The 24,425-nt window shown below is 65.7% G+C and carries 24 protein-coding genes; 10 read left to right on the plus strand and 14 right to left on the minus strand.

Annotated features, from left to right (window positions below; all coding sequences use genetic code 11):
• Positions 1 to 44 precede the first annotated feature (44 nt).
• A complete protein-coding gene (locus NKH51_RS16115) occupies positions 45 to 2,438 on the plus strand; it encodes a methyl-accepting chemotaxis protein (RefSeq protein ID WP_254762690.1) in 2,394 nt (797 codons plus the stop codon).
• 75 nt (positions 2,439 to 2,513) lie between these two features.
• Here NKH51_RS16115 and NKH51_RS16120 read toward each other — a convergent pair whose 3' ends face one another.
• The 8 genes from NKH51_RS16120 to NKH51_RS16155 form a co-directional block, all read right to left on the minus strand.
• Positions 2,514 to 3,647 carry an ABC transporter substrate-binding protein gene (locus tag NKH51_RS16120; RefSeq protein ID WP_254762691.1) on the minus strand — a complete coding sequence of 378 codons (1,134 nt, stop codon included), beginning with the start codon at positions 3,645 to 3,647 and terminating at the stop codon, positions 2,514 to 2,516.
• Positions 3,648 to 3,703: 56 nt separating this feature from the next.
• On the minus strand, positions 3,704 to 4,813 hold the full coding sequence (locus tag NKH51_RS16125; protein WP_254762692.1) for an ABC transporter substrate-binding protein: 1,110 nt from the start codon (positions 4,811 to 4,813) through the stop codon (positions 3,704 to 3,706).
• A gap of 43 nt (positions 4,814 to 4,856) precedes the next feature.
• Positions 4,857 to 5,714, minus strand: coding sequence for an ABC transporter ATP-binding protein (locus tag NKH51_RS16130; RefSeq protein WP_254762693.1), 858 nt, complete (start codon positions 5,712 to 5,714; stop codon positions 4,857 to 4,859).
• A complete protein-coding gene (locus tag NKH51_RS16135; RefSeq protein ID WP_254762694.1) occupies positions 5,714 to 6,823 on the minus strand; it encodes a FecCD family ABC transporter permease in 1,110 nt (369 codons plus the stop codon). Before NKH51_RS16135 ends, NKH51_RS16130 begins: the two co-directional genes overlap by 1 nt.
• Before the next feature lie 120 nt (positions 6,824 to 6,943).
• The gene (locus NKH51_RS16140; protein ID WP_254762695.1) at positions 6,944 to 7,309 is read right to left on the minus strand and encodes a cupin domain-containing protein; all 366 of its coding nucleotides are present in this window, start codon (positions 7,307 to 7,309) and stop codon (positions 6,944 to 6,946) included.
• 47 nt (positions 7,310 to 7,356) lie between these two features.
• Positions 7,357 to 8,229, minus strand: coding sequence for a hypothetical protein (locus NKH51_RS16145; protein WP_254762696.1), 873 nt, complete (start codon positions 8,227 to 8,229; stop codon positions 7,357 to 7,359).
• Positions 8,230 to 8,359: 130 nt separating this feature from the next.
• Positions 8,360 to 8,554: a cold-shock protein gene (locus tag NKH51_RS16150; protein WP_005554588.1), complete on the minus strand. Its 195-nt coding sequence runs from the start codon at positions 8,552 to 8,554 to the stop codon at positions 8,360 to 8,362.
• A gap of 112 nt (positions 8,555 to 8,666) precedes the next feature.
• Positions 8,667 to 8,885 (minus strand): hypothetical protein, encoded by a 219-nt coding sequence (locus NKH51_RS16155; protein ID WP_254762697.1) that lies wholly within the window; start codon positions 8,883 to 8,885, stop codon positions 8,667 to 8,669.
• A 123-nt stretch (positions 8,886 to 9,008) separates the two neighbouring features.
• Here NKH51_RS16155 and NKH51_RS16160 point away from each other — a divergent pair, with 123 nt between their 5' ends.
• Positions 9,009 to 10,025, plus strand: a complete 1,017-nt coding sequence (locus NKH51_RS16160) for an NADP-dependent oxidoreductase (protein ID WP_254762698.1) — start codon at positions 9,009 to 9,011, stop codon at positions 10,023 to 10,025.
• Between the two features lie 367 nt (positions 10,026 to 10,392).
• Here NKH51_RS16160 and NKH51_RS16165 read toward each other — a convergent pair whose 3' ends face one another.
• The 3 genes from NKH51_RS16165 to NKH51_RS16175 form a co-directional block, all read right to left on the minus strand.
• A complete protein-coding gene (locus NKH51_RS16165) occupies positions 10,393 to 11,187 on the minus strand; it encodes an ABC transporter permease (protein WP_254762699.1) in 795 nt (264 codons plus the stop codon).
• Positions 11,187 to 12,203 carry an ABC transporter ATP-binding protein gene (locus NKH51_RS16170; protein WP_254762700.1) on the minus strand — a complete coding sequence of 339 codons (1,017 nt, stop codon included), beginning with the start codon at positions 12,201 to 12,203 and terminating at the stop codon, positions 11,187 to 11,189. The genes NKH51_RS16165 and NKH51_RS16170 overlap by 1 nt, the downstream gene beginning before the upstream one ends.
• A 112-nt stretch (positions 12,204 to 12,315) precedes the next feature.
• Positions 12,316 to 13,569 (minus strand): site-2 protease family protein, encoded by a 1,254-nt coding sequence (locus tag NKH51_RS16175; protein ID WP_254762701.1) that lies wholly within the window; start codon positions 13,567 to 13,569, stop codon positions 12,316 to 12,318.
• 210 nt (positions 13,570 to 13,779) lie between these two features.
• Between NKH51_RS16175 and NKH51_RS16180 the strand changes: the two genes are divergently transcribed.
• From NKH51_RS16180 to NKH51_RS16190, 3 genes are all read left to right on the plus strand, one after another.
• Positions 13,780 to 14,010: a helix-turn-helix domain-containing protein gene (locus tag NKH51_RS16180; protein WP_254762702.1), complete on the plus strand. Its 231-nt coding sequence runs from the start codon at positions 13,780 to 13,782 to the stop codon at positions 14,008 to 14,010.
• A gap of 181 nt (positions 14,011 to 14,191) precedes the next feature.
• Entirely contained in the window at positions 14,192 to 14,722 is a 531-nt protein-coding gene (locus NKH51_RS16185) for a 50S ribosomal protein L16 (RefSeq protein ID WP_254762703.1), read from the plus strand.
• Positions 14,723 to 15,000: 278 nt separating this feature from the next.
• Positions 15,001 to 15,873, plus strand: a complete 873-nt coding sequence (locus tag NKH51_RS16190; protein WP_254762704.1) for an ATP-grasp domain-containing protein — start codon at positions 15,001 to 15,003, stop codon at positions 15,871 to 15,873.
• A 33-nt stretch (positions 15,874 to 15,906) separates the two neighbouring features.
• Here the strand turns inward: NKH51_RS16190 and NKH51_RS16195 are convergent, their stop codons facing one another.
• Positions 15,907 to 16,308, minus strand: a complete 402-nt coding sequence (locus NKH51_RS16195; RefSeq protein WP_254762705.1) for an Hsp20/alpha crystallin family protein — start codon at positions 16,306 to 16,308, stop codon at positions 15,907 to 15,909.
• 94 nt (positions 16,309 to 16,402) lie between these two features.
• A complete protein-coding gene (locus tag NKH51_RS16200) occupies positions 16,403 to 17,416 on the minus strand; it encodes a type II glyceraldehyde-3-phosphate dehydrogenase (RefSeq protein ID WP_254762706.1) in 1,014 nt (337 codons plus the stop codon).
• 226 nt (positions 17,417 to 17,642) lie between these two features.
• On the opposite strand from NKH51_RS16200, the gene NKH51_RS16205 reads away from it, so the two are divergent.
• From NKH51_RS16205 to NKH51_RS16225, 5 genes are all read left to right on the plus strand, one after another.
• Positions 17,643 to 18,599 carry an aminopeptidase gene (locus tag NKH51_RS16205; RefSeq protein WP_254762707.1) on the plus strand — a complete coding sequence of 319 codons (957 nt, stop codon included), beginning with the start codon at positions 17,643 to 17,645 and terminating at the stop codon, positions 18,597 to 18,599.
• Positions 18,600 to 18,742: 143 nt separating this feature from the next.
• Complete coding sequence (locus NKH51_RS16210) at positions 18,743 to 19,324, plus strand: LURP-one-related/scramblase family protein (protein WP_254762708.1); 582 nt, start codon at positions 18,743 to 18,745, stop codon at positions 19,322 to 19,324.
• 51 nt (positions 19,325 to 19,375) lie between these two features.
• The gene (locus NKH51_RS16215; RefSeq protein WP_254762709.1) at positions 19,376 to 20,029 is read left to right on the plus strand and encodes an HVO_0476 family zinc finger protein; all 654 of its coding nucleotides are present in this window, start codon (positions 19,376 to 19,378) and stop codon (positions 20,027 to 20,029) included.
• 72 nt (positions 20,030 to 20,101) lie between these two features.
• On the plus strand, positions 20,102 to 20,731 hold the full coding sequence (locus NKH51_RS16220) for a protein-L-isoaspartate(D-aspartate) O-methyltransferase (RefSeq protein WP_254762710.1): 630 nt from the start codon (positions 20,102 to 20,104) through the stop codon (positions 20,729 to 20,731).
• Between the two features lie 71 nt (positions 20,732 to 20,802).
• Entirely contained in the window at positions 20,803 to 21,573 is a 771-nt protein-coding gene (locus tag NKH51_RS16225; RefSeq protein WP_254762711.1) for a protein-L-isoaspartate O-methyltransferase family protein, read from the plus strand.
• 550 nt (positions 21,574 to 22,123) lie between these two features.
• Here the strand turns inward: NKH51_RS16225 and NKH51_RS16230 are convergent.
• A complete protein-coding gene (locus tag NKH51_RS16230; protein ID WP_254762712.1) occupies positions 22,124 to 24,286 on the minus strand; it encodes a bacterio-opsin activator domain-containing protein in 2,163 nt (720 codons plus the stop codon).
• Between the last annotated feature and the right edge of the window lie 139 nt (positions 24,287 to 24,425).

A 24,425-nucleotide genomic window follows, 5' to 3' on the forward strand; every position in this document is an offset into this window, starting at 1 on the left:
GCTCTTAGCGACTTACATACAGGGTGCGTCGGATTCCCTACTCGATGATTCCGAATCCGTGGGAGGGTATTCCGGGCGTTCGACGCAGCTACGCGCTTCGGTTCGTCTCCGCACTCGTCGTCGTGTTCCTGGTGGTGGGGCTGTTCGGTGCGAATATCTACGCGCAGACGGGATTCGAACTCCAGTCCGACGTGAAGTCACAGCTCGTCGGCGACGCGACGAAGGACGCGAACCGACTCGACATCTGGTTTCAGTCGACCGAACGCTATCTCGGCTCGTTGCCTCGCTCGGTCGCGTTCCGCAACGACGATCGGGTGGCGATCACCGACTCGTTACACCGCATGAACGACCGGACCGCGTTCGAGGGTGCGTATTACGTCGACGCCAAGACGGGGGCCGTCCACGCCAACGCGGGCGCGACCGCGGTCATCGAGGACGGGGGGCTGCGCCCGACGCTGCGCGACCGGCTCGCGGCCGCGATGGACGACGACTCGCAGGTCGTCTTCTCCGAGACGTTCCGGACCGACGACGGGCGACCCGCGATGCTCGCCGTCAGCCGTGTTCCCGGCCAGGCCGACCGCGTCGTCGTCGGCCTCGTCGACCTCGAGTCGCTGTCCCAGTACATGATCGGTTCCGACGAGACCAACGACGTGATCGTCGTCGATGGAAGCGGGACCGTCGTTCTCGCGGAGGACCGATCCCTGTTGCTCGAAGATGACGCCCTCGATCCGTCGGCCGTCTCGAGCGACAACGGGACGACCTCGCTTCCGGCAGACGGGGACGGGGCGACCGACACCGTCGTCGGCTACGCGGCGCTCGAAACCGAGGGCTGGACGCTGACGACCCGCGTCCCCGCCGCACAGGCCTACTCGCTGCAGTCGGACATCTCGACGCAGATCCTGGCGATGCTCGCCGTCGTCTTCGGCAGCTTCCTCCTGCTGGGCGCGACCGTCGGTCGGAACACCGCCGGTTCGCTGCAGGACCTCGCGGAACGGGCGTCGGCGATCGAGGACGGCGATCTGGACGACCCCCTCGAGTCGGCGCGATCCGACGAACTGGGCGACCTCTACCGGTCGATCGACCGGATGCGTCGCTCGCTGCGCGAGCGTATCGAGGAGACGGAGGCGGCGCGGGCCGAGGCCGAGCAGGCACGGTCCGAGTCCGAGCGTTTCTCCCGGCAGTTAGAGCGGACGGCCGACGCCTACGGCGAGACGATGCGCGCCTGCGCCGACGGCGACCTCACCCGGCGGCTCGAGCCCGACGCCGAGAGCGAGGCGATGGTGACGGTCGCGACCGAGTTCAACGCGATGATGGACGATATCGAGGCGACGGTGGCCGCGACGCGGGCGTTCGCCGATGCGGTCGACGAGGCCGCCCAATCGACGGCCGACGGCGTCGTCGCGGTCCGGTCGGCCTCCGAACAGGTGACCACGTCCGTCCAGGGAATCGCCGACGGAGCCGAGCGCCAGAGCACCCACCTCGCGGCGATCGGCGACGAGATCGACGACCTCTCGACGACGACCCAACAGATCGCCGGCACTTCCTCGCAGGTCGCGACCTTAGCGGAGCGGACCGCGACGACCAGCGCGGACGCCCGGGAGGCCGCGCGGCGCGCGATCGCCGGCATGAACGCCATCGAGGACGAGGCGGCCGACGCCGTCACGGAAGTCGACCGACTCGAGGCCGAGATCGAGGCGATCGACGACCTCCTCGCGTTCATCGGCGACGTGACCAAGGAGACGAACATGCTCGCGTTGAACGCGAGCATCGAGGCCGCGCGCTCGAGTTCCGAAGACGCGCAGTTCAGCGCGGTCGCCGAGGAGGTCAAGTCCCTCGCCGCCGACACCCAGAAGGCCGCGACCGATATCGAGGAGCGCCTCGAGCGGGTCAGCGCTCAGACCGAGCAGGTCGCGGCCGTGGTCCGGGAAACCGACGCGCGGATCGCGAGCCACCGCAACGCGGTCGAGACGACGGTCGACGCGCTCGAGGAGATCTCGGCGTTCGCCGAGGAGACCAACGACGGTGTCCAGGAGATCTCGGCGGCGACCCAGCAACAGGCCGGTGCGACTCAGGAGGTCGTGACGATGACCGACGACGTGACGGCGATCAGTGAGGAGACCAGCGCCGAGGCGGAGACGGTCGCGGCGGCCGCCGAAGAACAGACTTCGTCGCTCGTCGAGGTCTCACACACCGCCACGTCGCTGTCGGAGCGCGCGCGAGCGCTCTCCGAGACGCTCTCTACCTTCGAGGTGTCTGCGGAGTCGACGGACTCCGACGAGATCGATCCGACGGCGGCCACCGAGCGACAACTCCCGGCCGCCGACGACTACGTGGTCGACTCGGACGGTCCCGACGAACCCGCTCTCGATGCCGATCCGCGTTCGGACGCGACGGACGACGCGTCGTTTCGAGAGTTCGACTGGCCGAACGCGGAGTAACCGTCGCTCGAGTCGGCCGTCGGCGACCTTCCTTGTGGTTGTGTTCGCTGCGAACGGCGTCGAGAAACAGTCCGCTCAGAAGTCGCCGTTGACGATGTCGCTGACTCGCTGTCGGTCGTAGAGTTCCTCGTCGACGCCGTAGACCTGCTCGGCCGCTCGCTCGGTGGCGACGAAGTTCGTGATCGGGCCCTGATAGAGCGGGCCGCCGCGGTGGACGTTATCGTTCTGGACGGCGCTGAGTTCGCGGGCGACGTCGTCGTCCTCCATCTTCGAGACGATCGCGCTCTGGAACTCCTCGGCGGTCTTGCCCTCCTGCCCGCGGAACATGATATAGTCGGGGTCGATCTCGAGCAGCGTTTCGTAGCCGACCTTCCCGCGCGTACTGTGGAAGTCCCGGACATCGGTCTCGGCGAACGCGTCCCTGACCTCGAGGTCACGCCACTGCTTGAAACTCGTTCCCTCGCCGATCAGATACGGCGAGAACGAGCCCATCTCGCTCGCGTCCGCCCACATGATGGCGACGGTCGGCCGCTCTCCTTCCGGCGGCACGACCTCTTCGACGTTGGACTGGAACTCGTCGTGGAGGTCAGCGAAGGCCTGGTAACGCTCTTCTTGCTTGAACACCTGCGACAGCTTTTCGAAGGCTTCGTACAGCGAGAGGTAGTCGTAGTCGTGCCAGTTGTAGCCGGTCGAGAAGATGCTGTTGCCGAAGAACGGTGTCCCGGTCGACGCTATCTGGTCGATGTCCTCCTGTTTCCAACCGTTGGCTCTGCCGATGATGAAGTTCGGATCGTTGACGAACAGGTCTACGTCCTTGCTCAGTTCCAGGAACTCCTCCAGACCCAGACTGCCGTCGCCCCAGAGCGCCTTCATTCCGCTTTTGTCGACGCTTACGTCCGGAATTTCGTCGTAGTACTGCGTGTGGTAACGACTGGTGAGATACACGGCCTCGGGCGGTTTCTGGCCCAGCGCAACCCCCATGTCGGCCCAGCTCCCGTTGTTGGTGGCCCAGGTTTCCGGGACGCTCTCGAATTCGACGTCGCCGACCGGCGGCATCGACACCGTGTACGGACCGCCGTTCGACGATCCGTTGTCGCTTCCGTTTCCGCTGTCGTCGCCGCCTATACAACCGGCGAGCGCGCTTACGCCGGCGATCGCCCCTCCCGTTCGAAGCACGTTGCGTCTCGTCCATGTTCTGTGGTCGCTCATCAACTTTTAGGCCGGCCTAAAAAAGTAAAAGCCTTCCGAACTCGTCCCTCCGACGCTCAGAAATCGCCGGTGACGATCTCCGCGACTCGCTCCCGGTCGAACAGTTCCTCGTCGCCGAACTCGTCCGGGTAGAGCCCTCGAGCCGCCCGCTCGAGTTGGAAGAGGTGGATGATCGGCCCCTGGTAGGTCATCCCGCCGTAGATCACTCGATCGTTCCGTACCGCCCGAAGTTCGCTCGCGACATCGTGGTTGCGCATGAACGACGGGATCCCCCGCTCGAATTCCGACTCCGAGACCGCGCCCTGCTGTCTGATCGCGATGACGTCGGGGTCGATCTCGAGGAGCGTCTCGTAGTCGATGGTGCCGCCGGTCGCCTGCGCGTCGCCGACGCCGTTCGCGGCGAGCGCGCCCTCGACCCGCAGATCGGTCCAGTGTTTGGACTGGGTCCCCTCGTCGATGAGGTACGGATAGAACGCCTCCGGCTCGGCCGACTTCGGCACGAGGACCGCGACCTCGGGTCGCTCGTCGGGGAGTCGCGAGTGGATGTCCGTCAATACCTCCTTGTGGAGGCTCGCGAAGGCTTCGTAGCGCGCTCGCTCCTGAAACACCTCGGCGATCTTCTCGAAGGCCTCGTAGAGGCTATAGCGCGTGTAATCGTGCCAGTCGTAGCTGGCCGAGAAGATCGTGTTGCCGACGAAGGGCCCGACGGTCTCCGCGATCTCGTCGACGTCGTCCCGATCCCAGCCCAGCCGGTTGATCGTAAAATTGGGATCGACGACGTGAACGTCCGCACCGACTTCGTAGAAGATCTCCTTGTCGGTTCCGCCGTCCCAGAGCTGGGTCAGGTCGTCGGGATCGACGGTGACGCCCGGCAGTTCCTCGTAGTGGTGGGCGGCGTACCGGCTCCGCAGGCCGATCGCCGCCAGTCCGTCGCCCTGACCGAGCGCGACGCCCATATCGGCGTAGTCGCCCGTGAACGCCAGCCACGTCTCCGGGACGGCGTCGAACGCGACGGTCCCGACCGGTTCCATCGTCACCGAGTACGCCCCGTCGCCGTCGTCGTCCGACTCGTCAGTGCCGAGGCAGCCGGCGGTCGTGCTGAGTCCGGCGATCGCCGCACCTGCCTGCAGTACGGTCCGTCTCGTCTGTCGCGTCCCGTTCGCCATCAATTTTTAGGCTGGCCTAAAAATACAAAACCGTTCCGATCGTTTACCGGTCCGGCAGCGCTCGTTTGGGAAGGACCTGCAGTTCGGGCTCGTACTCGACGGTCGCTTCCACGCCGAAGACGTCGGCGAGCAACTGCTCGGTCACGACCTCCTCGGGTGGTCCCCAGTCGTAGAGTTCGCCGTCGCGCATGGCGACCAGGTAGTCCGCGAAGCGGGCCGCTTGGGCGATGTCGTGGAGGATGACCGCGACGGTGACGCCTTTCTCCTCGTTCAACTGGCGGATCGTCTCGAGGACGCGGAACTGGTGGTGGACGTCCAGAAACGTCGTCGGCTCGTCGAGCAGGAGGACGTCCGTGTCCTGTGCGAGGACCATGGCGATCCAGGCCAGTTGCTTCTGACCGCCGCTTAACTGCCCGAGCTCGGCGTCCCGGAGGTGCCCGATCCCGGCGAGCTCGAGCGCGCGTTCGACCGCCCTGCGATCCGCCTCGCCGACGCTGTCGAAGAAGCCGCGATGCGGGTAGCGGCCGTGGTAGACGAGGTCCTCGACGGTGATCGAGCTCAGCGAGTCGTTCTCCTGAGAGAGGACGCCCAGTTCGCGCGCCAGTTCCTTCTGCCCGAACGAATCGAGGTCTTCGCCGTGGATCCGGACCGTCCCCGCGTCGGGCTCGAGGTGACTCGAGAGCCCCTTCAACAGCGTGCTCTTGCCGCTGCCGTTCGGACCGACGAGCGCGGTCACCGCCTCCTCGGGGATGTCGAGGCGCGCACATTCGACGACGGTCTCCTCGCTGGTCGGATAGCTCAACTCGAGGTCGTCGCCGACGAGCGCGCTCTCGACGGCGACGTCGTCGCCGTCGGTGATCCGATCCGGTTCGTCGCTCGCGTCTCGCTGTGTGCGTGCCATTATAACTCTCCCATCGATTGCTGTTTGCGCATCAGATAGAGGAAGTACGGGCCGCCGACCAGCCCGGTCACGACGCCGACCGGCAGCTGGGTGCCGGGGATCGCCAGCCGCGCGCCGACGTCGGCGACGACCATCAGCGCGGGCCCGGCGAAGAGACAGCCGACGATCAGCCGCCGGTAGTCGCCGCCGACCGTGTTGCGGACGATGTGGGGGGTAACGAGCCCGAAGAAGCTGACGATGCCCGCGACGGCGATCGCGACGCTCGCGGCCAGGATGGCCACGACTGAGAGGAAAAACCGAGTCCGTTCGACGCGCATCCCGAGCGAGCGTGCGGTGCGCTCGCCGAGCATCAGGACGTTCAGCTGTCGCGCGCCGCCGATCGCGATCGCGATCGAGACGACAGCCGGCAGGATCGCGATTCGGACCTCGTCCCAGCCGGTCCCCGTGAGCGATCCGGTGAGCCAGGCGATCGCCGTCTGGACGACGCCGAGGTCGTCCGCGAAGAAGAACAGCCCCTGCTGGAGCGACTGGAACACCATGTTGACGATGACGCCGGCGAGGACGAGCCGAACGGGGCTCGTCCCGCCTTTCCAGGCGATCACGTACACGGTCAGGAACGCCACCGCGCCCCCGACGGTCGCCAGCAGCGGTAACAGATGCGCGAGTCCGTCGAATACGATTAGCGTCGCCAGGACGGCGAATCCCGCGCCGGAACTGACCCCCAGCACGAACGGACTCGCGAGTTCGTTTCGCGTGACGGCCTGAAAGATCGCACCGGAGACCGCGAGCGTCGCGCCGGCGATGATCGCCACGAACACGCGCGGCAGTCTGAGATTCCAGACGACGACGCTTCCGGTGTTCATCGACGGGAGTTCGGTCCCGAAGAGGAACGCCGACCAGGCCTCGAGGTTGAAGAGCACGTTGGGGTTGAACACCGCCTGCCACGCCTCGACGAACGTCATCGAGTACTCGCCGAAGCTTACCTGGATCAGACCGGCGACGACGGTAATGGCCGTACTCGCCAGACAGAACAGGACGAGCGTTCCCGTGATCCAACCCTCTCGCTGCCGGGTGACCGCCTCCTCACCGACCGACTGCGCTTCTGCCATCGCGTTTAGGTGCGCCTAAAAGACGTTTAGTCGTTGCGGTTGCGAGACGTTATGATGGCAATCAGTCAGGAACGTTGCCAGTCGGGTTCGCGGTCGAATCGCGGCCAGTCGGTCGCGATCTCACTCGAGCACCTGAATCTCGTCGTCCCCGTTCGGGACCGCACAGATGAACGCGCCGGGCTCGTCGCTTTCGTTGCGGTACCAGTGGACTGTGCCGGCGGGAACGAACAGCGAGTCCCCCGCCTCGACCTCGTGTTCTTCCTCCCCGATACCCACCGTGTACGCGCCCGCGAGGACGTACTGTTCGTGTTCGACATCGTTCGTGTGTTTCGGCACCTCCCCGCCGGGCTCGAGGGTGAACCGCCGGATCGCGAAGTTCGGCGCGCCGTGCTCGTCCGCGATCAAGACGCCTTTCTCGAGGCCGTCGGCGGCCTCGACCGGCTCGTACTCGATCTCGTCGCCGCGCCGGATCAGTGGCTCCGTCATGGCTCGAAGTCGGTGGCGAATCCACAAAACGGTCCGGGTCGAGGGCGTCACGGTTCTCGAGCGGCCAGCGCGAGGAACCCGACCCCGAAGCAGCCGGCTATCAGCGCGACGTACGACAGGATGACGAGCGCATTGCCGCCCCGCTCGAGGCCGAAGAGCGCAGCGCCGACGGCCCCGACGAGCGCGCCGACGCCGAAGACGGCGAGGACGACCCGTTCGGTCCCACTCTGTCGGCTCGTCCGTTCGGTCTCGCTCGCGGCTGCCTCGAGCAACGGTCGGGCCTCCTCATAGACGTCGCGGGGCAGCGTGACGTACCCCGGTGCCGTCACCCTTCGGGTCTTGGTCGCGTACGACAGTCGGAGCACGACGGCTTCGACCGCCGGGAGGCGATAGCCGCGAACGGCCGCGAGTTCCTCGAGATCGAACGATCGGCCGTCCACGCGAACTGTTCCCGCCGCGGGATCGATCTCGCCGTGGGAGGTCAGCGGCTGCATGCCGAGCGATGTTCCGAACACGACTGCGAGGAACAGCACGAACGGTGCCATCGGAGCCACCGCGACGGAGCCGACGATCACGATTGCACCGGCGAGGACGCTCACCGCCGCGGGGAGCGGCCGGAGCCGGTCGTACCCGGTGCGGTCCAGCCAGGTCCCCACCGAGGAGCGAGCCGTGTCGTCGTCGAGCAGCGGGAGCACGTACAGTAGCGAGAACGGGCCGCCGATCAGCAAGACCAGGACGAGTATCGCGAGTTGTTCGTACGCGCCGTTTGCGGCGGAGAGAACGAGCGTCGCGACGCCGAGGGCGACCACGAGTAGTACCATCCCGCCGATAAAGCCGACCTGCAGGTACTGACAGCACCGACCGAGCGTCGATTCCGACGCGCGGCGCGTCCACGTGATCACGTCGGACTGACTCGTCATTACACCCGATACGTGTCAGACGAATATAAATATGTCCGAGCGGAGAGCGTCGACCGCCGTTCGGTGTAGCTACCGCTCAGGGGGTGGTAAAATACTGCAGTCAAGTGCCGATACCGTTACGAATTCCGCCTTACAGGCGCTCGACGTTCGTCGCGCGCGGGCCCTTGGGGGCCTGCTCGATGTCGAACTCGAGCTCCTGTCCTTCTTCCAGGTCCGGGCCGCCGATGTCTTCCATGTGGAAGAACACGTCGTCGTCCGCGTCCTCAGTCTCGATGAATCCGTAGCCGCCAGTGTCGTTGAAGAAATCAACGGTTCCTTTCGCCATTGCTTCTAAAGAGAACGCTCCGGGACTGATAAACCCTCCGACTCGAGATAACCGTCAAAATTCGATCAGACAGACCTTCTATCGCCGATATTCTCTTTCTGGCGCGGTTCGATCAGGAACGGTCGCCGTCTTCCAGTCGCTGGACCGAAATCGAAATGAAGTACACCAGCATGAACACGAAGAAGCCGCCCGAGAGCCCGACGAGTTCGATCGTCCCGACGCCGCCGGGGTTGAGTAGGGCAAACGCTGCGAGGCCGACGACGAAGATCGCGATGATGAACACCCCGAAGGCGTAGTAGAAGCCGAGATCGGACTCGAGACGGTCGCGCATTGTATCGCTCTCTTTCGAACCGACCCGCAAAACGCTATCGGCATTTCCCGAGATTGATTCGCTCGCGAGGCCGCAAGGTTCCGCGAGCCCAATATTCACTTACCGGCGCGACTATGGGTGGGTATGGCAGAGACCAGACAGTGGCAACTCGCGAGCCGTCCCGTCGGCGAACCGACCATGGAGAACTTCGAACTCGTCACCGTCGACCGGCCCGAGCCGGGCCACGGCGAAGTCCTCGTCAAGACGCTGTATCAGTCGGTCGACCCCTACATGCGCGGCCGGATGCGCGACGCGGAATCGTACGCCGAACCGTGGGAGGTCGGCGATCCCATGAAAGCCGGCGTCGTCGGCGAGGTCGTCGAGTCCAACGCCGCCCGGTTCGACGAGGGCGATGTCGTCACTGGCGACCTCCTCTGGGCGGAGCACGCGGTCGCCGACGCGGACGAACTCCAGCGGGTAAACCCCGAACTCGGCCCCGTTTCGACGGCGCTGGGCGTCCTCGGTATGCCCGGCGTCACCGCCTACTGGGGCCTGCTCGACATCGGTGACCCAAGTCCCGGCGATACGGTCGTCGTCTCCGCCGCCGCGGGCGCGGTGGGCTCCGTCGTCGGCCAACTCGCGCGACTCAACGGCGCGCGCGTCGTCGGCACCGCCGGCAGCGACGAGAAGATCGACTGGCTCACCGACGACCTCGGCTTCGACGCCGCGATCAACTACAAGACGACCGACGACCTCTCGAGCGCGATGGACGAGGCCTGTCCCGACGGGATCGATGTCTACTTCGACAACGTCGGCGGCCCCATCACGGACGCCGTCTGGCCCCGGCTGAACGAACACGCTCGTGTCGCGGTCTGCGGCCAGATTGCGCTCTACAACGAGACCAGCGTCCCGACCGGCCCCCGAAAGCTCGCCCAGCTCATCCAGACCCGCGCGAAGGTCGAAGGGCTGCTCGTCAGCGACTACGAGAACCGCTGGGGCGAGGCGCTCGAGCGCCTCTCGAAATTCGTTCGCAACGACGAGATCCGCTACCGCGAGAACGTCGTCGAAGGCTTCGAGAACGCGCCCGACGCCTTCCTCGGGCTGTTCGAGGGCGAGAACATCGGCAAGCAGTTGGTTAAGGTCGCCGAGCGCGGCGAGTAACGGTCGCTCGAGCGCCGATCCGAAGCGCATGCGCTCTTTTATATCGGGACTACCCGAAACGCGAACCGATAACGCCGGTAGTGTATCGGGCGAGATAGTAGCAGTGACAGAGGCGAAACACAGCGCCTCGCTATCGTGGCAACGGGGTATTTCCACGTCCTCCCCAACCGATTCGCTCACTCCTTCCAGTCGCTCGCTCATCCCTCGCGTGGAGTCATCGGTCGCCCTCACTACCGTTCGGTCGACCGACAGCACGCGCCACCGCGCATCGGTTGGTCAGATCGGTGTGATACGTCGTTCTCTCTATCGAACGCGCGGTGGTCCTCGTTTCACCGAGAAGTCGTGAGGCCGACCCCTCAAGCCGCCGTCAGTCGGTCAGCCCGTAGCCGATCTCGAACAGGTAGACGTCGATCGCAACGACGACCGCGGTGAGGACGGTCAGCGCGGCGAGCGACGCCAGCGGGACGATGTCGGCGTAGCCGGCCGGCGCGACCTGCACGAGATCGGAGTAGCCGAGGAAGCCGTAACGCACGCTGTCGACCATCAACACCATCGGGTTCAGCAGCGACACCTGCTGCCAGATCCCCGGCAGCGTCTCGAGCGAGTAGAACACCGCGCCGAAAAAGACCAGCGGGCGGATGATGAACTGGTTCATCACGGTGAGATCGTCGAAATCCCGCGCCACGAGCCCGCCGATGATTCCGAAGCCGGCGAACAGCGCCGTGATGACGACTAACGTGGCGATCAGGTAGAGCGGGTGTTTCACCGAAATTTCGACGAACGCGCGGCCGACGCCGGCGATGATGACGCCGACGATAATGCCCCGAACCGCGCTGGCACCGACGTAGGCGACGACCATCTCAGCGTACGACAGCGGTGAGGTCAGCGTCTCGTGGATGTACTCGTTCCATCTGCCGTGGAAGATCGAGAACGAGGCGTTCTCGAAGGCGTTCGAGATCGCCCCCAGCACGATGAGGCCGGGCACGATGAAGAGGATGTAAGAAAAGCCCGCGATCTGGTCGATTCGGCCGCCCAGAATCACCCCGAAGACGGCGAAGTAGAGCACGTTCGTGATCGCCGGCGGCATGAACGTGTTCTTCGGGCGACGGACAAACCGCAGGATCTCGCGCCGGAAGAGCGCACGGAAGCCGACCGAGAGCATCAGGCGACCCCCTCCTGTTCGCGTTCTCGCTCCTCGTCGCGGTTCGCCGGCGGTTCGTCCTCGGCACCCGCGCTCTCGGCCGAGGAGCGGGTCACGGTCCGATCCTCGCTTCGGGTGAGGTCCACGAAGATCTCCTCGAGCGACGTTCGAGTGATCTCGAGGTCGGCGATCTCGTACCCCATCGCTTCGAGATCGTTGAGCAGGCGCGGCGCGATCGAGCCGCCGTCGTCGACGCGCACCTCGAGGCGATTGCCGGAGACCGTCGTTCCGTGTGCGTAGGGTCCGAGATCGGGGGCGGTGGCGGGAGGCGACTCGAGTCCCACGGCGACGGTGTCGGTGCCCCGTTGTTTCAGTTCGTCCGGGGTCGCGACGGTCACCTTCCGACCCTCGTTCATGATCGCGACGCGGTCACAGAGGCGCTCTGCCTCCTCGATGTAGTGCGTGGTGAGGAGGATCGTCGTCCCCTCGTCGTTGAGTTCGGTCACGAGTTCCCAGAGGTCGTGGCGCAACTGGACGTCGACCCCCGCGGTCGGTTCGTCCAGAATGAGGAGATCGGGGTCGGTGACGAGGGCGCGCGCGAGCAGCAAGCGGCGTTTCATCCCGCCGGAGAGCCAGTCGAAGCGCTCGTTGCGCTTGTCGTAGATGCCGACGCGCTTGAGCACCTCGTCGGCCCGTTCGGCGGCCTCGTCCTCGGGGATTCCGTGGTAGCCGGCCTTGTGCATCAGCACCTCCTTGATGGGAAAGAATCGGTCGACGTTGAACTCCTGGGGCGCGAGCCCGATCGCGTCGCGGGCCCGCTGGTAGTCGGCTTCGACATCGTGGCCGAAGACCCGCGCCTCGCCGCCGGTCTTGCGGACCAGACCGACCAGCGTGTTGATGAACGTCGTCTTGCCCGCGCCGTTGGGGCCGAGCAGGCCGAAGAACTCGCCTTCCTCGACGGTCAGCGACAGTTCCTGCAGGGCGCGTAGATCGCCGTACTCCTTCACGAGGTCGACGGTCTCGATGGCCGGTGGCATCGGCCCAGCCTCGGCTCCGGCGGCGGTTAAGAATAGTGGTAGCGGCACGCAAGACACCCGATTCGGTGCGGCTCGTCTCCGAGTCGGACCGCGTCCTCGAAGCTCGGTCCGGTCAGTCTGCGGTCCGCGGCCGGCTCGAGGGAGAGACCGAGCCGCTCTGCCGGACGATATCGAGGGCGGTCATCACGTCGCTGCGCGAGATCAGGCCGACGAAGTCCCCGTCATCGTCGCGCGACGATTCCTCGAGGGTGCCGTCGGCGGACGGCTGCGCTCCGCCGCTGACGACGAGCAGCCGACCGATGCCGTGTTCTTGCATGCGCTCGATCGCGGTCATCGCGTCCGACTCGGCCGTAATGGTCTGCAGGTCCGTCGTCATCACGTCGTCGACGGTGTAGGCCTCGCGCTCGACCGGTTCGATTTCGCGGGCGTCGGACAGCGTCACGAGGCCGACGAGTCGCTCGCCCTCGAAGCCGCCGCGCTCGATGACCGGGTAGCCGGTGTGGCGTTCGGTGAACATGCGTCGGATGAGCTCCGCGACCGACGTGTCGGGTTCGACGGTGTGGAGTTCGCTCGCCGGCGTCATGATGTCGCCGACGGTGACGTCCTGAAAGGCGGCTTTCATCGTCACCTGCTGGGCCTCGCTCGAGGCGGCGATGAAGACGAAGAAGGCGACGCCGATGAGGATGATGTTGAACGCGAAGAGGCCGAGCAGGCCCATGAGCACCGCGAACAACTTGCCGACGCTGGCGGCCTGCTGGGTCGCCTGTGCGTACGGTTTGCTGCGGGCGAGCAGCGCGCGAAGCACTCGTCCGCCGTCCATCGGAAACGCTGGGAGCATGTTGAAGATCGCGAGCGAGACGTTCAGGAGCGCGAGGTAGCCGAGGACGAACCGCGCGCCGGTCAGGATCGCCGGCGAGGCGTCGCCCAGCACGCTGGGGACGAGCGCGTAGAGTCCGTACGAGCCGATACCGACCAGGACGCTGACGATCGGTCCCGCGACGGCGATGGTGAGTTCCTGTCGCCAGTCTTCGGGCATCTCGGAGAACGAGGCGATCCCGCCGAACAGCCAGAGGGTGATCGAGTCTATCGGAAACCCGTATCGCCGGGCGGTCAGCGAGTGGCCGAGTTCGTGGAGGATGACGCCGACGAACAGCCCGACCGCGGCGGTCAGCCCGAGCACCCACGGCGTCGCGCCGCCGCTGATCACGCCGACATCGATCCCCGCGCCGAGCGCGGTGTTCAACAACTCCGCGACGGGGGCGATCCGCGTCCCGATGAGATACGCGAACAGCGGCAGGACGAACAAGAACGTGAGATCGAGCTTGATCGGGATGCCGAACAGCGATCCGATCCGAAAACTCCTCATGGCGACTAGTTTCGGCGGCGGAACCTTAAGCACGCCGCCATACCGTGTTACTTCGCGCGTGCGTGATCGGTAATTTTCTTCGCCCTCGCAACCATCTCCGCGACCGAGAGCCCTGGCCTTAAATAAATATAATCACAATAATATCTACTAACTCCTATATATCTTCAACCCCATAGGTTTATACAGGAGTTCGTCGTCGGTGTTAGCAAGATGATGCAACAGACCACGGCGACCGACCGACCCAGCCAGCTCCCGACCGAAATCGGTTCCGCACAGGGCAAGCTCGTCTACCTCACCCTCGAGGTCACCGGCGAGGCGACGGTGACGGACCTCAATCGGACGCTGAACATGCGGAAAATCTCGATCCTGAGCGTGCTCTCCTCGCTCTCGAGTCAGGGCCTGATCGAGCGGACCGACGCCGGGTACGCCCTCGCGAGTTGAGGTCGCGGTCGGGTCGCCGTTTCTTCGTGGGCCGTTCCCCTCGAGTCGTCGCTGCGCGCCGACGGCGCTGGCGATCCCACCTCGGTCCGACTCGAGGTGCTCGCCCGCAGAACCGGCGGACGCGGCGCTTCGAAGCCTTTATCCGCGCGGTGGGCCTGCGTTTTCGTAAGTAACCACAACCATGTCCGACAAACCCGCCTCCATGTACCGGGAGATCAGTAAGCCGGCGTACACGCGACGCGAGTACATCACCGGCATCCCGGGCTCGAAGATCGCACAGCACAAGATGGGCGACACCGCCGCGGACCCCGAAGACTACCCCGTCCAGATCAGCCTCGTCACCGAAGAGGAGGTCCAGATCCGCCACGGCAGCCTCGAGGCCTCGCGCCTGTCAGCCAACCGTCACATGCTGAAAAACGCCGGCGAGGGCAACTACAAGATGATCCTGCGAAAGTTCCCCCACCACGTCATCCGGGAGAACAAGCAGGCGACTGGTGCCGGGGCGGACCGTGTCTCCGACGGGATGCGCCAGGCGTTCGGGAAGATCGTCGGCACCGCGGCTCGCATCGACGCCGGCGAGCGCATCTTCACCATCTGGTGTGACGTCGACGACGCCGACTTCGCCAAGGACGCGCTCCGGCGTGCCTACAACAAGATCTCGCCGCCGTGTCGTGTCGTCGTCGAGCGCGGCGAAGAGCAGCTCATCGCCTAACAAAATTTTACTCTGCGGGCCGCCCTCGGCGGCCCTCGGTAAAATTTTGATCAACAGCATTCCTCCCTCCGTTCCGAACGCATAGCGTTCTCCACATCGGTCGTCAGCCCGCTCGCTCGGCCTTCGGCCTCGCTCGCGGTGAGTAACGGTTAGCCGCCTGCCCTCCCCCGGGTCGTGCGTCTCTCGCGTCTGCTCGAGCCACACTCCCGGCCACCGCGTTTTGGACTCTCGGTCTCGAGCAGTGCACCTTTTTGCCGCTCTGCTCCCGAGTCCCGAGTATGATCGATCTCGCCGTGGCGAACGCGGAGGAGACGTTCCAGCGGATGCGAGAGCCGCTGGCCGAGCGCGGTATACGTGTTCATCACGTGCCCGCGAGCGAGCGGGTAGTGGCGCTGGGCGACCCGCCGTGGTCGCCCGACGATTACGACGTGGGCTTCGTCTACCCTGGCCGGCTCATGGAAGGCGGGGTCGCCGACGCCCTGCTCGAGGTCCCGTGGCTCAACGGTCACGAGGCGGTGTTGACCTCGCGGAACAAAGCCGAGGTGCTGGCGCGCCTCGAGCGGGCGAATCTTCCCGTTCCCGAATCCGTCTACGTCTCGAACGACGTCTCGGAGACCGAACTGGTCGAGGTCTTCGAGCGGTTCGAGCCGCCAGTGGTCGTCAAGCCGAACTCGACGACGCGGGGCGTCGGCGTCGCGAAAGCCCACGACCTCGATTCGTTTCTGGGGATCTGTGACTACCTCTCGCTGGTCCACGACTACCGGGCGACCGGCGACCGGTCGTTTCTGGTCCAGGAGTACCTGCCGAACGCGACCGACTACCGCGTGATGATCCTCGAGGGTGAGTACGTCGGCGCGGTCGAGCGCCGGCTGCCCGACGCGGCGGTCCGCGAGGGCCAGTGGAAACACAACGTCCACCGCGGCGCGGAAGCGACCGGCGTCGACCTCCCCGAGCCGTGGCGCGAACTGGCCGAGTCGGTCGCCGCCGAACTCGAGATTCCGTTCCTCGGCGTCGACCTGCTCGAGACGGGCGAGAAACTGGTGATCAACGAGACGAACGCGCGGCCGACGATCGACGAGGCGACGAAGTACGAGCCAGACTTTTACGACCGGCTCGCGGCCGCGGTCCGCGGCGTTGCCGGCGAAGCGTGACGAAAACGAGCGGTGACGACCGCGACTGGCCGCTCACTCGAGACTGATGTCCGAAGACTGCTCGGCGGGGTCGAAGACGACCTCGAGGACGCCGTTGTTGTAGGTCGCAGCGGCGGTGTGTTCGTTGACGCGGGTCGGCAGCGAGACGCGTTCGTCGTACTGGCGGTGTTCGCTCTCGGCGGAGATGGTCAGGGTCTTGCCGTCGCACTCGAGTTCGATATTGTCCTTCTCGACGCCGGGGAGGTCGGCGACGACGCGGACCTCGTCGTCGGTTTCGTGGATGTCGACGTGGGTATCCATGCCGAAGCCGCTGTCGACGTTGGTCGAGGAGTCGAAGTTCACGTTGGTGTCGGCTCCGTTCATCATCTCGTTCATCATTCGCTCGATCTCGCGAAACAGGTCGTCGAAGGGTTCGTCGCGGTCGTCTCGGCGCATGGGGGTATCTAGGGTATCGGGTGGCAAAAACTTTCTGTCGTCGCTATACGAAGCGCCGACGGCGATGAACCGCTGTAGCGCGTCTCGAGGCGCGCTACAGGCCGATGCCGAGCGTCTCGTTGGTCGTCTCGATGCTCTCCTCTGCGTCGGCGCTGCCGGTGACGGCGCGGATCGCGTCGACGTTCTCGGGCACGACGTCGCTCTCCTGGTGGATGCCCTGGAACAGGTAGAGGTCGTCGCCGACGGTCGAGATCGACTCCTCCCAGATGCAGTTCTCCCAGATGTCGCCACGCGGCCGGCCCGCGTCTAACGCGTACTCTTTGAGTTTCCCGCTGCCGTCGATGTCCATCCGCTCGGGGATCAGGAACAGGCGCGACTCGTCGGCGAACAGGTCGCGGACCTCGGCGGCGTCGACCTCCTCGGAGAGCGTGACGTTCAGGCTGTGCATGTGCATCAGCGTCGCGGGCACCTTCATCCCGAGGGTGTCGATGTCCAGATCGTCGAAGATGGTCTCGACGTCGGGGCCGTGGTGGGAGGGGATCGTCACCGGATTCGGCAGGATGTCGTTGATCGGACCGCGGCCGGTCTGGCCGGGGTCGCCGCCGCGGCGGACGAGCGTCGCGCGGACCTTCTCGACGCCGTACTCCTCGCGGAGGGGCGCGATGACTCGGGAGAGCCCGGTCGTATTACAGGAGACGACGCGGACGTGGTCAGCGTCGACGGCCTCGGCGAAGTTCGAGCGAGCATTGAAACTCATGTCGACGAGGTCGGCGTCCTCCCCGCCCTGGTAGAGCGCGGGCGTGTCGTGGTCCTCGTAGAGTGCCTTGTTCTGTGCGCCGATTCCGGAGGGCGTGGCGTCGACGACTACGTCGGCCTCGGCGACGAGGTCCTCGACCGGGCCCGCGATCTCGAGGCCGGCTTCCTCGAACAGTTCCTCGCGCTCCTCGACGGCGGCGTAGAGCGAGAATCCCTTCTCGATCGCGGTCTCGGCCTCGAAGTTCGGGCGCGTCTTCGCGACGCCCAGTACCTCCATGTCGGGCTGTGCTCGGACCGCGTCCGCGACGCGCTTGCCGATCGTGCCGTAGCCGTTGATAGCGACCTGTTGCATATACCCGGGAGTGGTCCACCGAGCGGGATAATCGTTTCGAGGATTCGCAGTCGATCCTTACTCGGATCGGAGTTCTCGATCGCTCTCGAGGCCGATCTCGGCACTCGTTGGCACGTCGCTCGATCCGTCGCCGCGCCGATCCGTTCGAACCGGACCGGCATCGCTCGGGAACACGCACGCCGGACCGAGGGCAAGACATATCGGCCCGCTCGCCGCAGACGCACGTATGACAGCACGTCGAGGCGCGGCGGAGACGGCCGTCCGCCAGTGTCTGGGTCTCGAGGCGGGGGAGTCCTGTGCGATCGTCACCGATGACGACCGGGAACCGATCGGGGAAGCGCTCTACGAGGTGGCGAGCGAGATCACCGACGACGCGGTGATCGTCCGCTATCCGCCGGGCGAGACCCATGGCGGCGAACCGCCGGACCCCGTCGCAGCGGCGATGGCCGGGGCTGACGTGGTGCTCGCGCCGACGACCAAGAGTCTGAGTCACACCCGCGCCCGGACCGAGGCCAACGAGGCCGGCGCACGAGTCGCGACGCTGCCGGGGATCACCGAGGATGTCTTTACGACTGGGCTCGAGGCCGACTACGAGTCGATCGCGTCTCACTGCGAGGCGGTCCGCGAACAGGTCGCCGACGCCGACGAGGTCCGCGTGACGACCGACGCCGGCACCGACATCACGTTCGGCGTTGGGGGGCGAGAGTGGTTCTCCGACACCGGCATCGTCCACGAATCCGGCCAGATGTCTAACCTGCCCGCCGGAGAGGTGTTCATCAGCCCCGAAGCCGCGGACGGCACCTTCGTCGTCGACGGGACGATGATGCCTCACGGGTTGCTCGAGGACGGCCGGACGCTCTCGTTCGAGGTCGCGGACGGCTACGTTACGCACATCTCGGACGACGACATCCGCGAGGAAGTCGAGAGCGCGGCCGACGAAGTCGGCGACGCCGCGTACAACCTCGCCGAGTTGGGGATCGGGACGAACGTCGCCGTCACCGAACTGGTCGGCTCGGTCCTCTTAGACGAGAAAGCCGCCGGGACCGTCCACATCGCGATCGGGGACGACGCGGGGATCGGCGGCGACACGGACGCGCCGATTCACGTAGACGGAATCATCCGCGAGCCGACGGTCTTCGCCGACGGATCGCCGATCGATCTCCCCGAGTCGATCGACACCTAACCGACGTTCGCAGCGTCGCTTCCGTTCCTCGACGCCGGGTTCGCCTCTCGAGTCGGAGTTCTCCGATGATACAACCGATTAAATCCCCGGGAGACCTGTCGGAATCGATGGGTTTCAAGTACCTCTAGTGACAGTTCGGGACGATGAGTGAGACACGAGGATACGATATCGCGGGGATCGAACTCACCGACGACCGATACACGGTCGAACAGGGGCTGATTCGGAACAAGTACCGAGCGCTCGACGCCGACGGGAACGTCGTCCTCAGGGGGAAACAGAAGATGCTCAAGATGAAAGAGGAGTTCCCCTTCGTCGACGCCGACGGCAACGAGGTGTTCACGGTGAAAGCCGGCGGAATCATCGATGTTGCGGGGAACTACGTCCTCACCGACGCACAGACCGGCGAGGACCTCATCGTGCTGGACAACGACTACTCGATCTTGCAGGACACCTGGAAGATCCGCGACGCGACCACCGAGGAGAAGTTAGCCGAGATCAACTCCCGCGGCGCCGCGATCACGCTCGCTCGTAATATCGTTCCGTTCGGTGGCTGGATCCCCCACAAGTACGAGATCTCCGACCAGCAGGGACGCCACGTCGGCTCCATCAGCGGGCAGTTCTCGCTGCGCGATCGCTACGAGATCACCATCGACGACGCCAGCACGGTTCCGAAAGAACCGATCGTGGCTGCGGCGATGGTCATCGACGCCATTCAGGGGAACTAGACCGACGACTGCTTCAATCGCCTTTTAGGTGCGTGGCCGCTACGGGGTGGTATGAGCGACATTCCGGATCGGGTTCCGACCCCCTGTCCCTCCTGCTCGCCGGACCTCGAGACGGTCCACGAGGTGCTGACGGAGGGTGGCGGACACCTGACCGTCCGCTGCAGCGAGTGCAGTCACGTGCACAAAGTACAGCCCGAACGCGAGCGCGAGGTCACCCTCGACGTGGTCGTCTCCCAGGGCGGCGAATCGTTCACCGCGAACGTCACGGCGCCCGAGGACGAGTCGATCGAAGTCGGCGACGAGTTCATCCTCGAGACCGAGGAGGTGCTCTCGACGGTTCGCGTGACGAGCGTCGAACTCGACGGCCAGAAACGCGTCGAGGACGCGCCGGCCGACGAGATCGAGACCGTCTGGACCCGCGAGGTCGACAACGTCGCGGTCAACGTCACCGTCCACCCGCAAGACGGCTCGAGAGACGACAGCCGCGGCATCACCGTCCACGTCCCCGGCGACTACGAGTTCGAAGTCGGTGCGGTCGAGTCCTTCGGCGACGACGAGTTCGAGATCGACGCCTTCGTCGTCCGCGACGACGCCGCGGGCTACGAGCGCGACCGCTACGAGATGGACGGCGACACCGTCCTCGCGAAGGACGCGACACGGATCTACGCCTACGACGAGCAGAGCAGCGCCTGGTCGGCCTGGTAACCGGGTCGAACCGCCGACCTCGCCACTCGCGACCGAACGCCTACTGTTCTCGAGCGCGTATTCGTCCCATCCATGTCCGACAGCTACGAGTCCGCCCGCCGGCGGATGGTCGAGACCGTCGCGCCCCGCGTCGACGACGACCGTGTCCTCGAGGCCCTCGAGTCGGTCCCGCGTCACGCGTTCGTTCCGCCGGACCGCCGGGACAGTGCCTATGCAGACTGTCCGCTTCCGATCGGCGACGGTCAGACGATTTCGGCCCCGCACATGGTCGCCGTTATGGCCGACCTGCTCGCGGTCGAACCCGGCGACACCGTCCTCGAGATCGGCACCGGCTGTGGCTACCACGCCGCGGTCACGGCCGAGTTGGTCGGCGACGAGCACGTCTACAGCGTCGAGTACGGGGAGACACTCGCTCGTCGAGCCCGCGACCGGCTCACGGAACTGGGCTACGACGGCGTCTCGGTTCGGGTCGGCGACGGCCGCGAGGGATGGGCCGAGCACGCCCCCTACGACGCCGCCTACGTCACCTGCGCGACGCCGGCGCTTCCCGCGGCGGTCGTCGAGCAGGTTCGGCCCGGCGGCCAGCTGATCGCCCCCGTCGGCACCGGGCAGCAGACGCTCGTTGACGCGACGAAACAGGCGGACGGCTCGATCGAGCGGACCGAACGCGGCGGCGTTCGGTTCGTCCGGTTACGCGGCTGAGGCGGCCGGCCTCCGCGCTGGACTGACCCCGCAAGCGCGCCATTGATAACTGCCGGTGCGATAGCTGGCGTATGGACCCCGCGGTGTTGCGAGAGGACATGGTCGACGGCCTCGAGGCCGCGCCCAAGAACGTCCTCGTCGACGAGGACGTGGCCGTCGCGATGCGCGACGTCCCGCGTCACGCGTTCGTCGACGACGAGCGGACGGCCTACGCGGACCGCGACCACGAGGCCCTCGGTACCCGCGTCCTCGCGCCGCGGACCGCCGCTCGCCTCCTGCAGGCCTTGGCGCTCGAGGACGACGACGCCGTCCTGATCGTCGGTGTCGGTGTCGGCTACACGGCCGCCGTCGCCGCCGAACTGGTCGGCGAGACCAACGTCCACGCCGTCGACATCTCTCGGCCGCTCGTCGTCGAAGCGCGCGGTAACCTCGCCGAAGCGGGCTACGACGGCGTCCTCGTCGACTGCCGCGACGGCGCGACCGGTCTCCCCGAGTACGCCCCGTTTGATCGAATCTTGCTCGAGGCGGCCGCTGTCGAACCGCCGCACGCGTTGCTCGAGCAACTCGCCGAGGACGGTCGACTGGTGTTACCCCAGGGCTCCCAGCGTCAGCACCTCGCGTCCGTCTCGGCCGACGGCGAGATCGATCGACTCGGGCCCGTTTCGTTCGATCCGCTGCTGGTCGAGGGCGAACAGTCGGGCGCGGTCGAACGCAATCGGATGACCCGCGAGGACCGCGAACGCGCCCAGCGACGCGCCGAATCGCGACGCGGCTGGGAACAGGACTGGATCGAGTGGGACGACGCCACCGACGGCTATTCCCGGCGCGGTCGCTCGCGATAGGGCGTCACTCCCGTCGACTCTCGGTTACCGAGTCGCCGAGGCGGGGCCTCACAGCGCTTCGTTCGTTTTACACCGTGGAGGCCTCTCTCGGGTCGAGGAAGGGGGTAGGATGGGGGTGGGGGATCGGGGGTGGCGACAGTCTATCTCAGATCGCCATTTATCGGTACGCCCCGTGGGAAAGTAAATATATTTTCTAACTATTTGGTAGCTATTAGACGATAATACTAATCAATTAGTGCCGATGGTTCGCGGGCGAACTCGGCGCTCAGCTACCGCCGCCGGTCGGTACAGACTCCGGTGGTCGTCGACGACGCGCCTCGAGTACCCGCTCACGAGTACGCCAGGATCAGAACGGCGACGGCCCACTGATCGGATCGAGAGAGAACGACCGGCAGAACGATCGCAATCGCTATCGAGCGTTGGTTCGGGGGAAAGGGGGGGGGGGATTGGGGGTGGCGACAGTCTATCTCAGATCGCCACTTACGGGTAGGTTCGGGGAGTGGTTAAGTATACCTTCTATCTCTTTGGAGGCGCTCTAGCAGGATACTAATTAATTAGAAGTACCGTCGAACGCCAGCGTGACGAGCTTTCGCTCCGCTGCGCGAAGGTGGTAGTGATACGTCGGCGGTGAGACGTCCAGCGCGGCCGCGAGGTCCTCTCCGGTGCTCTCTCGAGGCCACTCGAAGAACCCGCTGTAGTGGGCCGCCTGTAGCGCTTCGAACTGTTTGCCCGTCAGTCGCTCTTCGAGATGGGTATCGAGCTGTCGCGCCGACCGCGTGTCGGTCGTCTCCCGCTTGGCGACCAGCTCCGTTTCGGGATACTCTTCCCTGACCGCCTCGATCAGCGACCGCGTATCGACCTGCTGTGGCACCTCGAGGACGAGCGTCGACGTTCCGCCTTCGGCCGTCGCCAGCCGCACCTGCACGTCGTACGTTCGCAAGACATCGAGGAACGGCGTCGACGCCACCGTGAGTTCGAGCAGCATCTCGTCGTCCCCCTCCGAAACGATCGAAAACGTCTCGATCGACGCCCACGCATCCTCCAGCGACGCGAGCTCCGCCGTCACCGGCGCACTGATGAAGAGGACGACCCCGTCTTCGCCCCGGTCGACCACGCCCTCGAGCGTTATCGCCGCCGCGTCGGCGACGTGCTCCGAGAGCCGGTTGAGCAGCAGCCGCGAGCCCCCGACCGCGAGCTCGAGCTCGAGCCGGCTGTCGGTCAACATCGCCTTCGTCCGCTCGACCGATCGGATCGCGTGTCCGATCGTTTCCCCGAGTTCGGCCAGCACTTCCCGCTCGCTATCGCCGATCGAATCGGCCCCGGCGACGTGGACCACGAGAACGCCGTATTCGCGCTCGCTAGCGGTCAGCGGGACGCCGAACACCGTCTGATAGCCGTGCGTCAACGCCGCCTTGCGTCGGGTCTGCCAGCCGCCGGTCTCGAGGACGTCCTCGACCAGCCGCACGCGGCCCGACTCGAGCACATCGCGGACGAGTTCGATCTCGGGTGCACAGTCGCCGTCGTCGCGGATCCGATCGATGTAGGCCGTGTCGATGCCCGACCAGGCGGTCGGCACCGGTGGATCGTCGTCGCTCGCGGCGATCCAGGCGAAGCGGTACCGATCGGTCTCCGCCAGCCGATCGCACACCGTCTCCTCGATCGCCGCTCGCGTCGACGCCTGCGCGACGCCGTGATTGATCTCGCGAACGATCTCGTTGGTGTGATTGAGCCGCGTCAGCTCCTCGTTTTGCTGCGTGAGCGTCCGGTCGTGATCCCGGAGCAGCTGCTCGCGCTCGGCGCGATCCAACGCGGCCTCCGTGTTCGCTGCCAGAATGTGCAACAGCTCGGTCATCGTCTCGTCGAACCCGTCGACGCCTTCGGTTCCGGCGACGAGCACGCCGTGGGTTCCCAGCGGCACGACTAGCTCGCTGCGACTCGCCGTTTTCGCTGCTTCGACGCCTCCTCCACCCTCCGAGCGCGGAGTCACCATCCCCTCGCTCTCCTCGCGGCTCACGTCCTCGTAGTAGGCGCTTTCGCCCTCCGAGAACACCTCCCAAATCAGCCCCTCGCCGCGTTCGAACGTCTGCTCCGGATCGACCCGCTCGGGGGACCGCCGCGTCGACGCCGCGTGCTCGAGCACGCCGCCCGTCGGCTCGAACGCGTAGGCCGCGGCGATCGCCACGTCGAGGATCTCGCCCGCCGTCTCGACTGCCGACCGATAGATCTCCGCTTTGGTCTCCGCCCGCATCAGATCCCGCGTCGTCTCGTGTAACGTCGTCAGCGTCCGCTCGTAGCGTCGCTCGCTCTCCCGGAGCTCCGTCTCCGTTCGGTACTGGCTCACGGCGTTCGTGATCTGGTTCGCCAGCAACGCGTACTGCTCTCTGCCGGACTCCTTCTGGAGGTATTGCGTGACACCCGCCGCGATCGCCTCGCTGGCGATCTCCTCCGAGCCCCGCCCCGTAAACAGCACGAACGGGAGATCGGGATCGTCCTCGCGGACCGCCTCGAGCAACTCTAGGCCCGTCATCTCCGGCATCTCGTAATCACTGACGATACAGTCGACGTCGCGACGCTCGAGCACCGACAGCGCCTCCGTGCCGTTCGTCGCCGCGAGCCCGGTGATCGCATCGCGCTCGCGCTCGAGCATTTCGCCGGTCAGTTCCGCGAAGCCGGGCTCGTTGTCGACGATGAGTACGGTGATCGGGTTCGTCATTGCTCTGCTAACACCGACGGATTATCGTTGCGGGCAGCCGTCCGCAGATGTGGTCGTCGGCTTACATCAGTGGGTGTCACCGAGGCACTAATAAATTAGGATAGTGGATCTGCTATTTCTAACCTTTTAGGTGATATAT

Origin of the sequence: Natrinema marinum, from assembly GCF_024296685.1 — an archaeon.
In the GTDB taxonomy this organism is placed as follows: domain Archaea; phylum Halobacteriota; class Halobacteria; order Halobacteriales; family Natrialbaceae; genus Natrinema; species Natrinema marinum.

What these genes read in the sequence shown, in the direction of transcription:
- NKH51_RS16115 (WP_254762690.1), top strand. Translation starts at nt 45, where the DNA reads ATGATTCCGAATCCGTGGGAGGGTATTCCGGGCGTTCGACGCAGCTAC.
- NKH51_RS16120 (WP_254762691.1), bottom strand. Translation starts at nt 3,647, where the DNA reads ATGAGCGACCACAGAACATGGACGAGACGCAACGTGCTTCGAACGGGA.
- NKH51_RS16125 (WP_254762692.1), bottom strand. Translation starts at nt 4,813, where the DNA reads ATGGCGAACGGGACGCGACAGACGAGACGGACCGTACTGCAGGCAGGT.
- NKH51_RS16130 (WP_254762693.1), bottom strand. Translation starts at nt 5,714, where the DNA reads ATGGCACGCACACAGCGAGACGCGAGCGACGAACCGGATCGGATCACC.
- NKH51_RS16135 (WP_254762694.1), bottom strand. Translation starts at nt 6,823, where the DNA reads ATGGCAGAAGCGCAGTCGGTCGGTGAGGAGGCGGTCACCCGGCAGCGA.
- NKH51_RS16140 (WP_254762695.1), bottom strand. Translation starts at nt 7,309, where the DNA reads ATGACGGAGCCACTGATCCGGCGCGGCGACGAGATCGAGTACGAGCCG.
- NKH51_RS16145 (WP_254762696.1), bottom strand. Translation starts at nt 8,229, where the DNA reads ATGACGAGTCAGTCCGACGTGATCACGTGGACGCGCCGCGCGTCGGAA.
- NKH51_RS16150 (WP_005554588.1), bottom strand. Translation starts at nt 8,554, where the DNA reads ATGGCGAAAGGAACCGTTGATTTCTTCAACGACACTGGCGGCTACGGA.
- NKH51_RS16155 (WP_254762697.1), bottom strand. Translation starts at nt 8,885, where the DNA reads ATGCGCGACCGTCTCGAGTCCGATCTCGGCTTCTACTACGCCTTCGGG.
- NKH51_RS16160 (WP_254762698.1), top strand. Translation starts at nt 9,009, where the DNA reads ATGGCAGAGACCAGACAGTGGCAACTCGCGAGCCGTCCCGTCGGCGAA.
- NKH51_RS16165 (WP_254762699.1), bottom strand. Translation starts at nt 11,187, where the DNA reads ATGCTCTCGGTCGGCTTCCGTGCGCTCTTCCGGCGCGAGATCCTGCGG.
- NKH51_RS16170 (WP_254762700.1), bottom strand. Translation starts at nt 12,203, where the DNA reads ATGCCACCGGCCATCGAGACCGTCGACCTCGTGAAGGAGTACGGCGAT.
- NKH51_RS16175 (WP_254762701.1), bottom strand. Translation starts at nt 13,569, where the DNA reads ATGAGGAGTTTTCGGATCGGATCGCTGTTCGGCATCCCGATCAAGCTC.
- NKH51_RS16180 (WP_254762702.1), top strand. Translation starts at nt 13,780, where the DNA reads ATGATGCAACAGACCACGGCGACCGACCGACCCAGCCAGCTCCCGACC.
- NKH51_RS16185 (WP_254762703.1), top strand. Translation starts at nt 14,192, where the DNA reads ATGTCCGACAAACCCGCCTCCATGTACCGGGAGATCAGTAAGCCGGCG.
- NKH51_RS16190 (WP_254762704.1), top strand. Translation starts at nt 15,001, where the DNA reads ATGATCGATCTCGCCGTGGCGAACGCGGAGGAGACGTTCCAGCGGATG.
- NKH51_RS16195 (WP_254762705.1), bottom strand. Translation starts at nt 16,308, where the DNA reads ATGCGCCGAGACGACCGCGACGAACCCTTCGACGACCTGTTTCGCGAG.
- NKH51_RS16200 (WP_254762706.1), bottom strand. Translation starts at nt 17,416, where the DNA reads ATGCAACAGGTCGCTATCAACGGCTACGGCACGATCGGCAAGCGCGTC.
- NKH51_RS16205 (WP_254762707.1), top strand. Translation starts at nt 17,643, where the DNA reads ATGACAGCACGTCGAGGCGCGGCGGAGACGGCCGTCCGCCAGTGTCTG.
- NKH51_RS16210 (WP_254762708.1), top strand. Translation starts at nt 18,743, where the DNA reads ATGAGTGAGACACGAGGATACGATATCGCGGGGATCGAACTCACCGAC.
- NKH51_RS16215 (WP_254762709.1), top strand. Translation starts at nt 19,376, where the DNA reads ATGAGCGACATTCCGGATCGGGTTCCGACCCCCTGTCCCTCCTGCTCG.
- NKH51_RS16220 (WP_254762710.1), top strand. Translation starts at nt 20,102, where the DNA reads ATGTCCGACAGCTACGAGTCCGCCCGCCGGCGGATGGTCGAGACCGTC.
- NKH51_RS16225 (WP_254762711.1), top strand. Translation starts at nt 20,803, where the DNA reads ATGGACCCCGCGGTGTTGCGAGAGGACATGGTCGACGGCCTCGAGGCC.
- NKH51_RS16230 (WP_254762712.1), bottom strand. Translation starts at nt 24,286, where the DNA reads ATGACGAACCCGATCACCGTACTCATCGTCGACAACGAGCCCGGCTTC.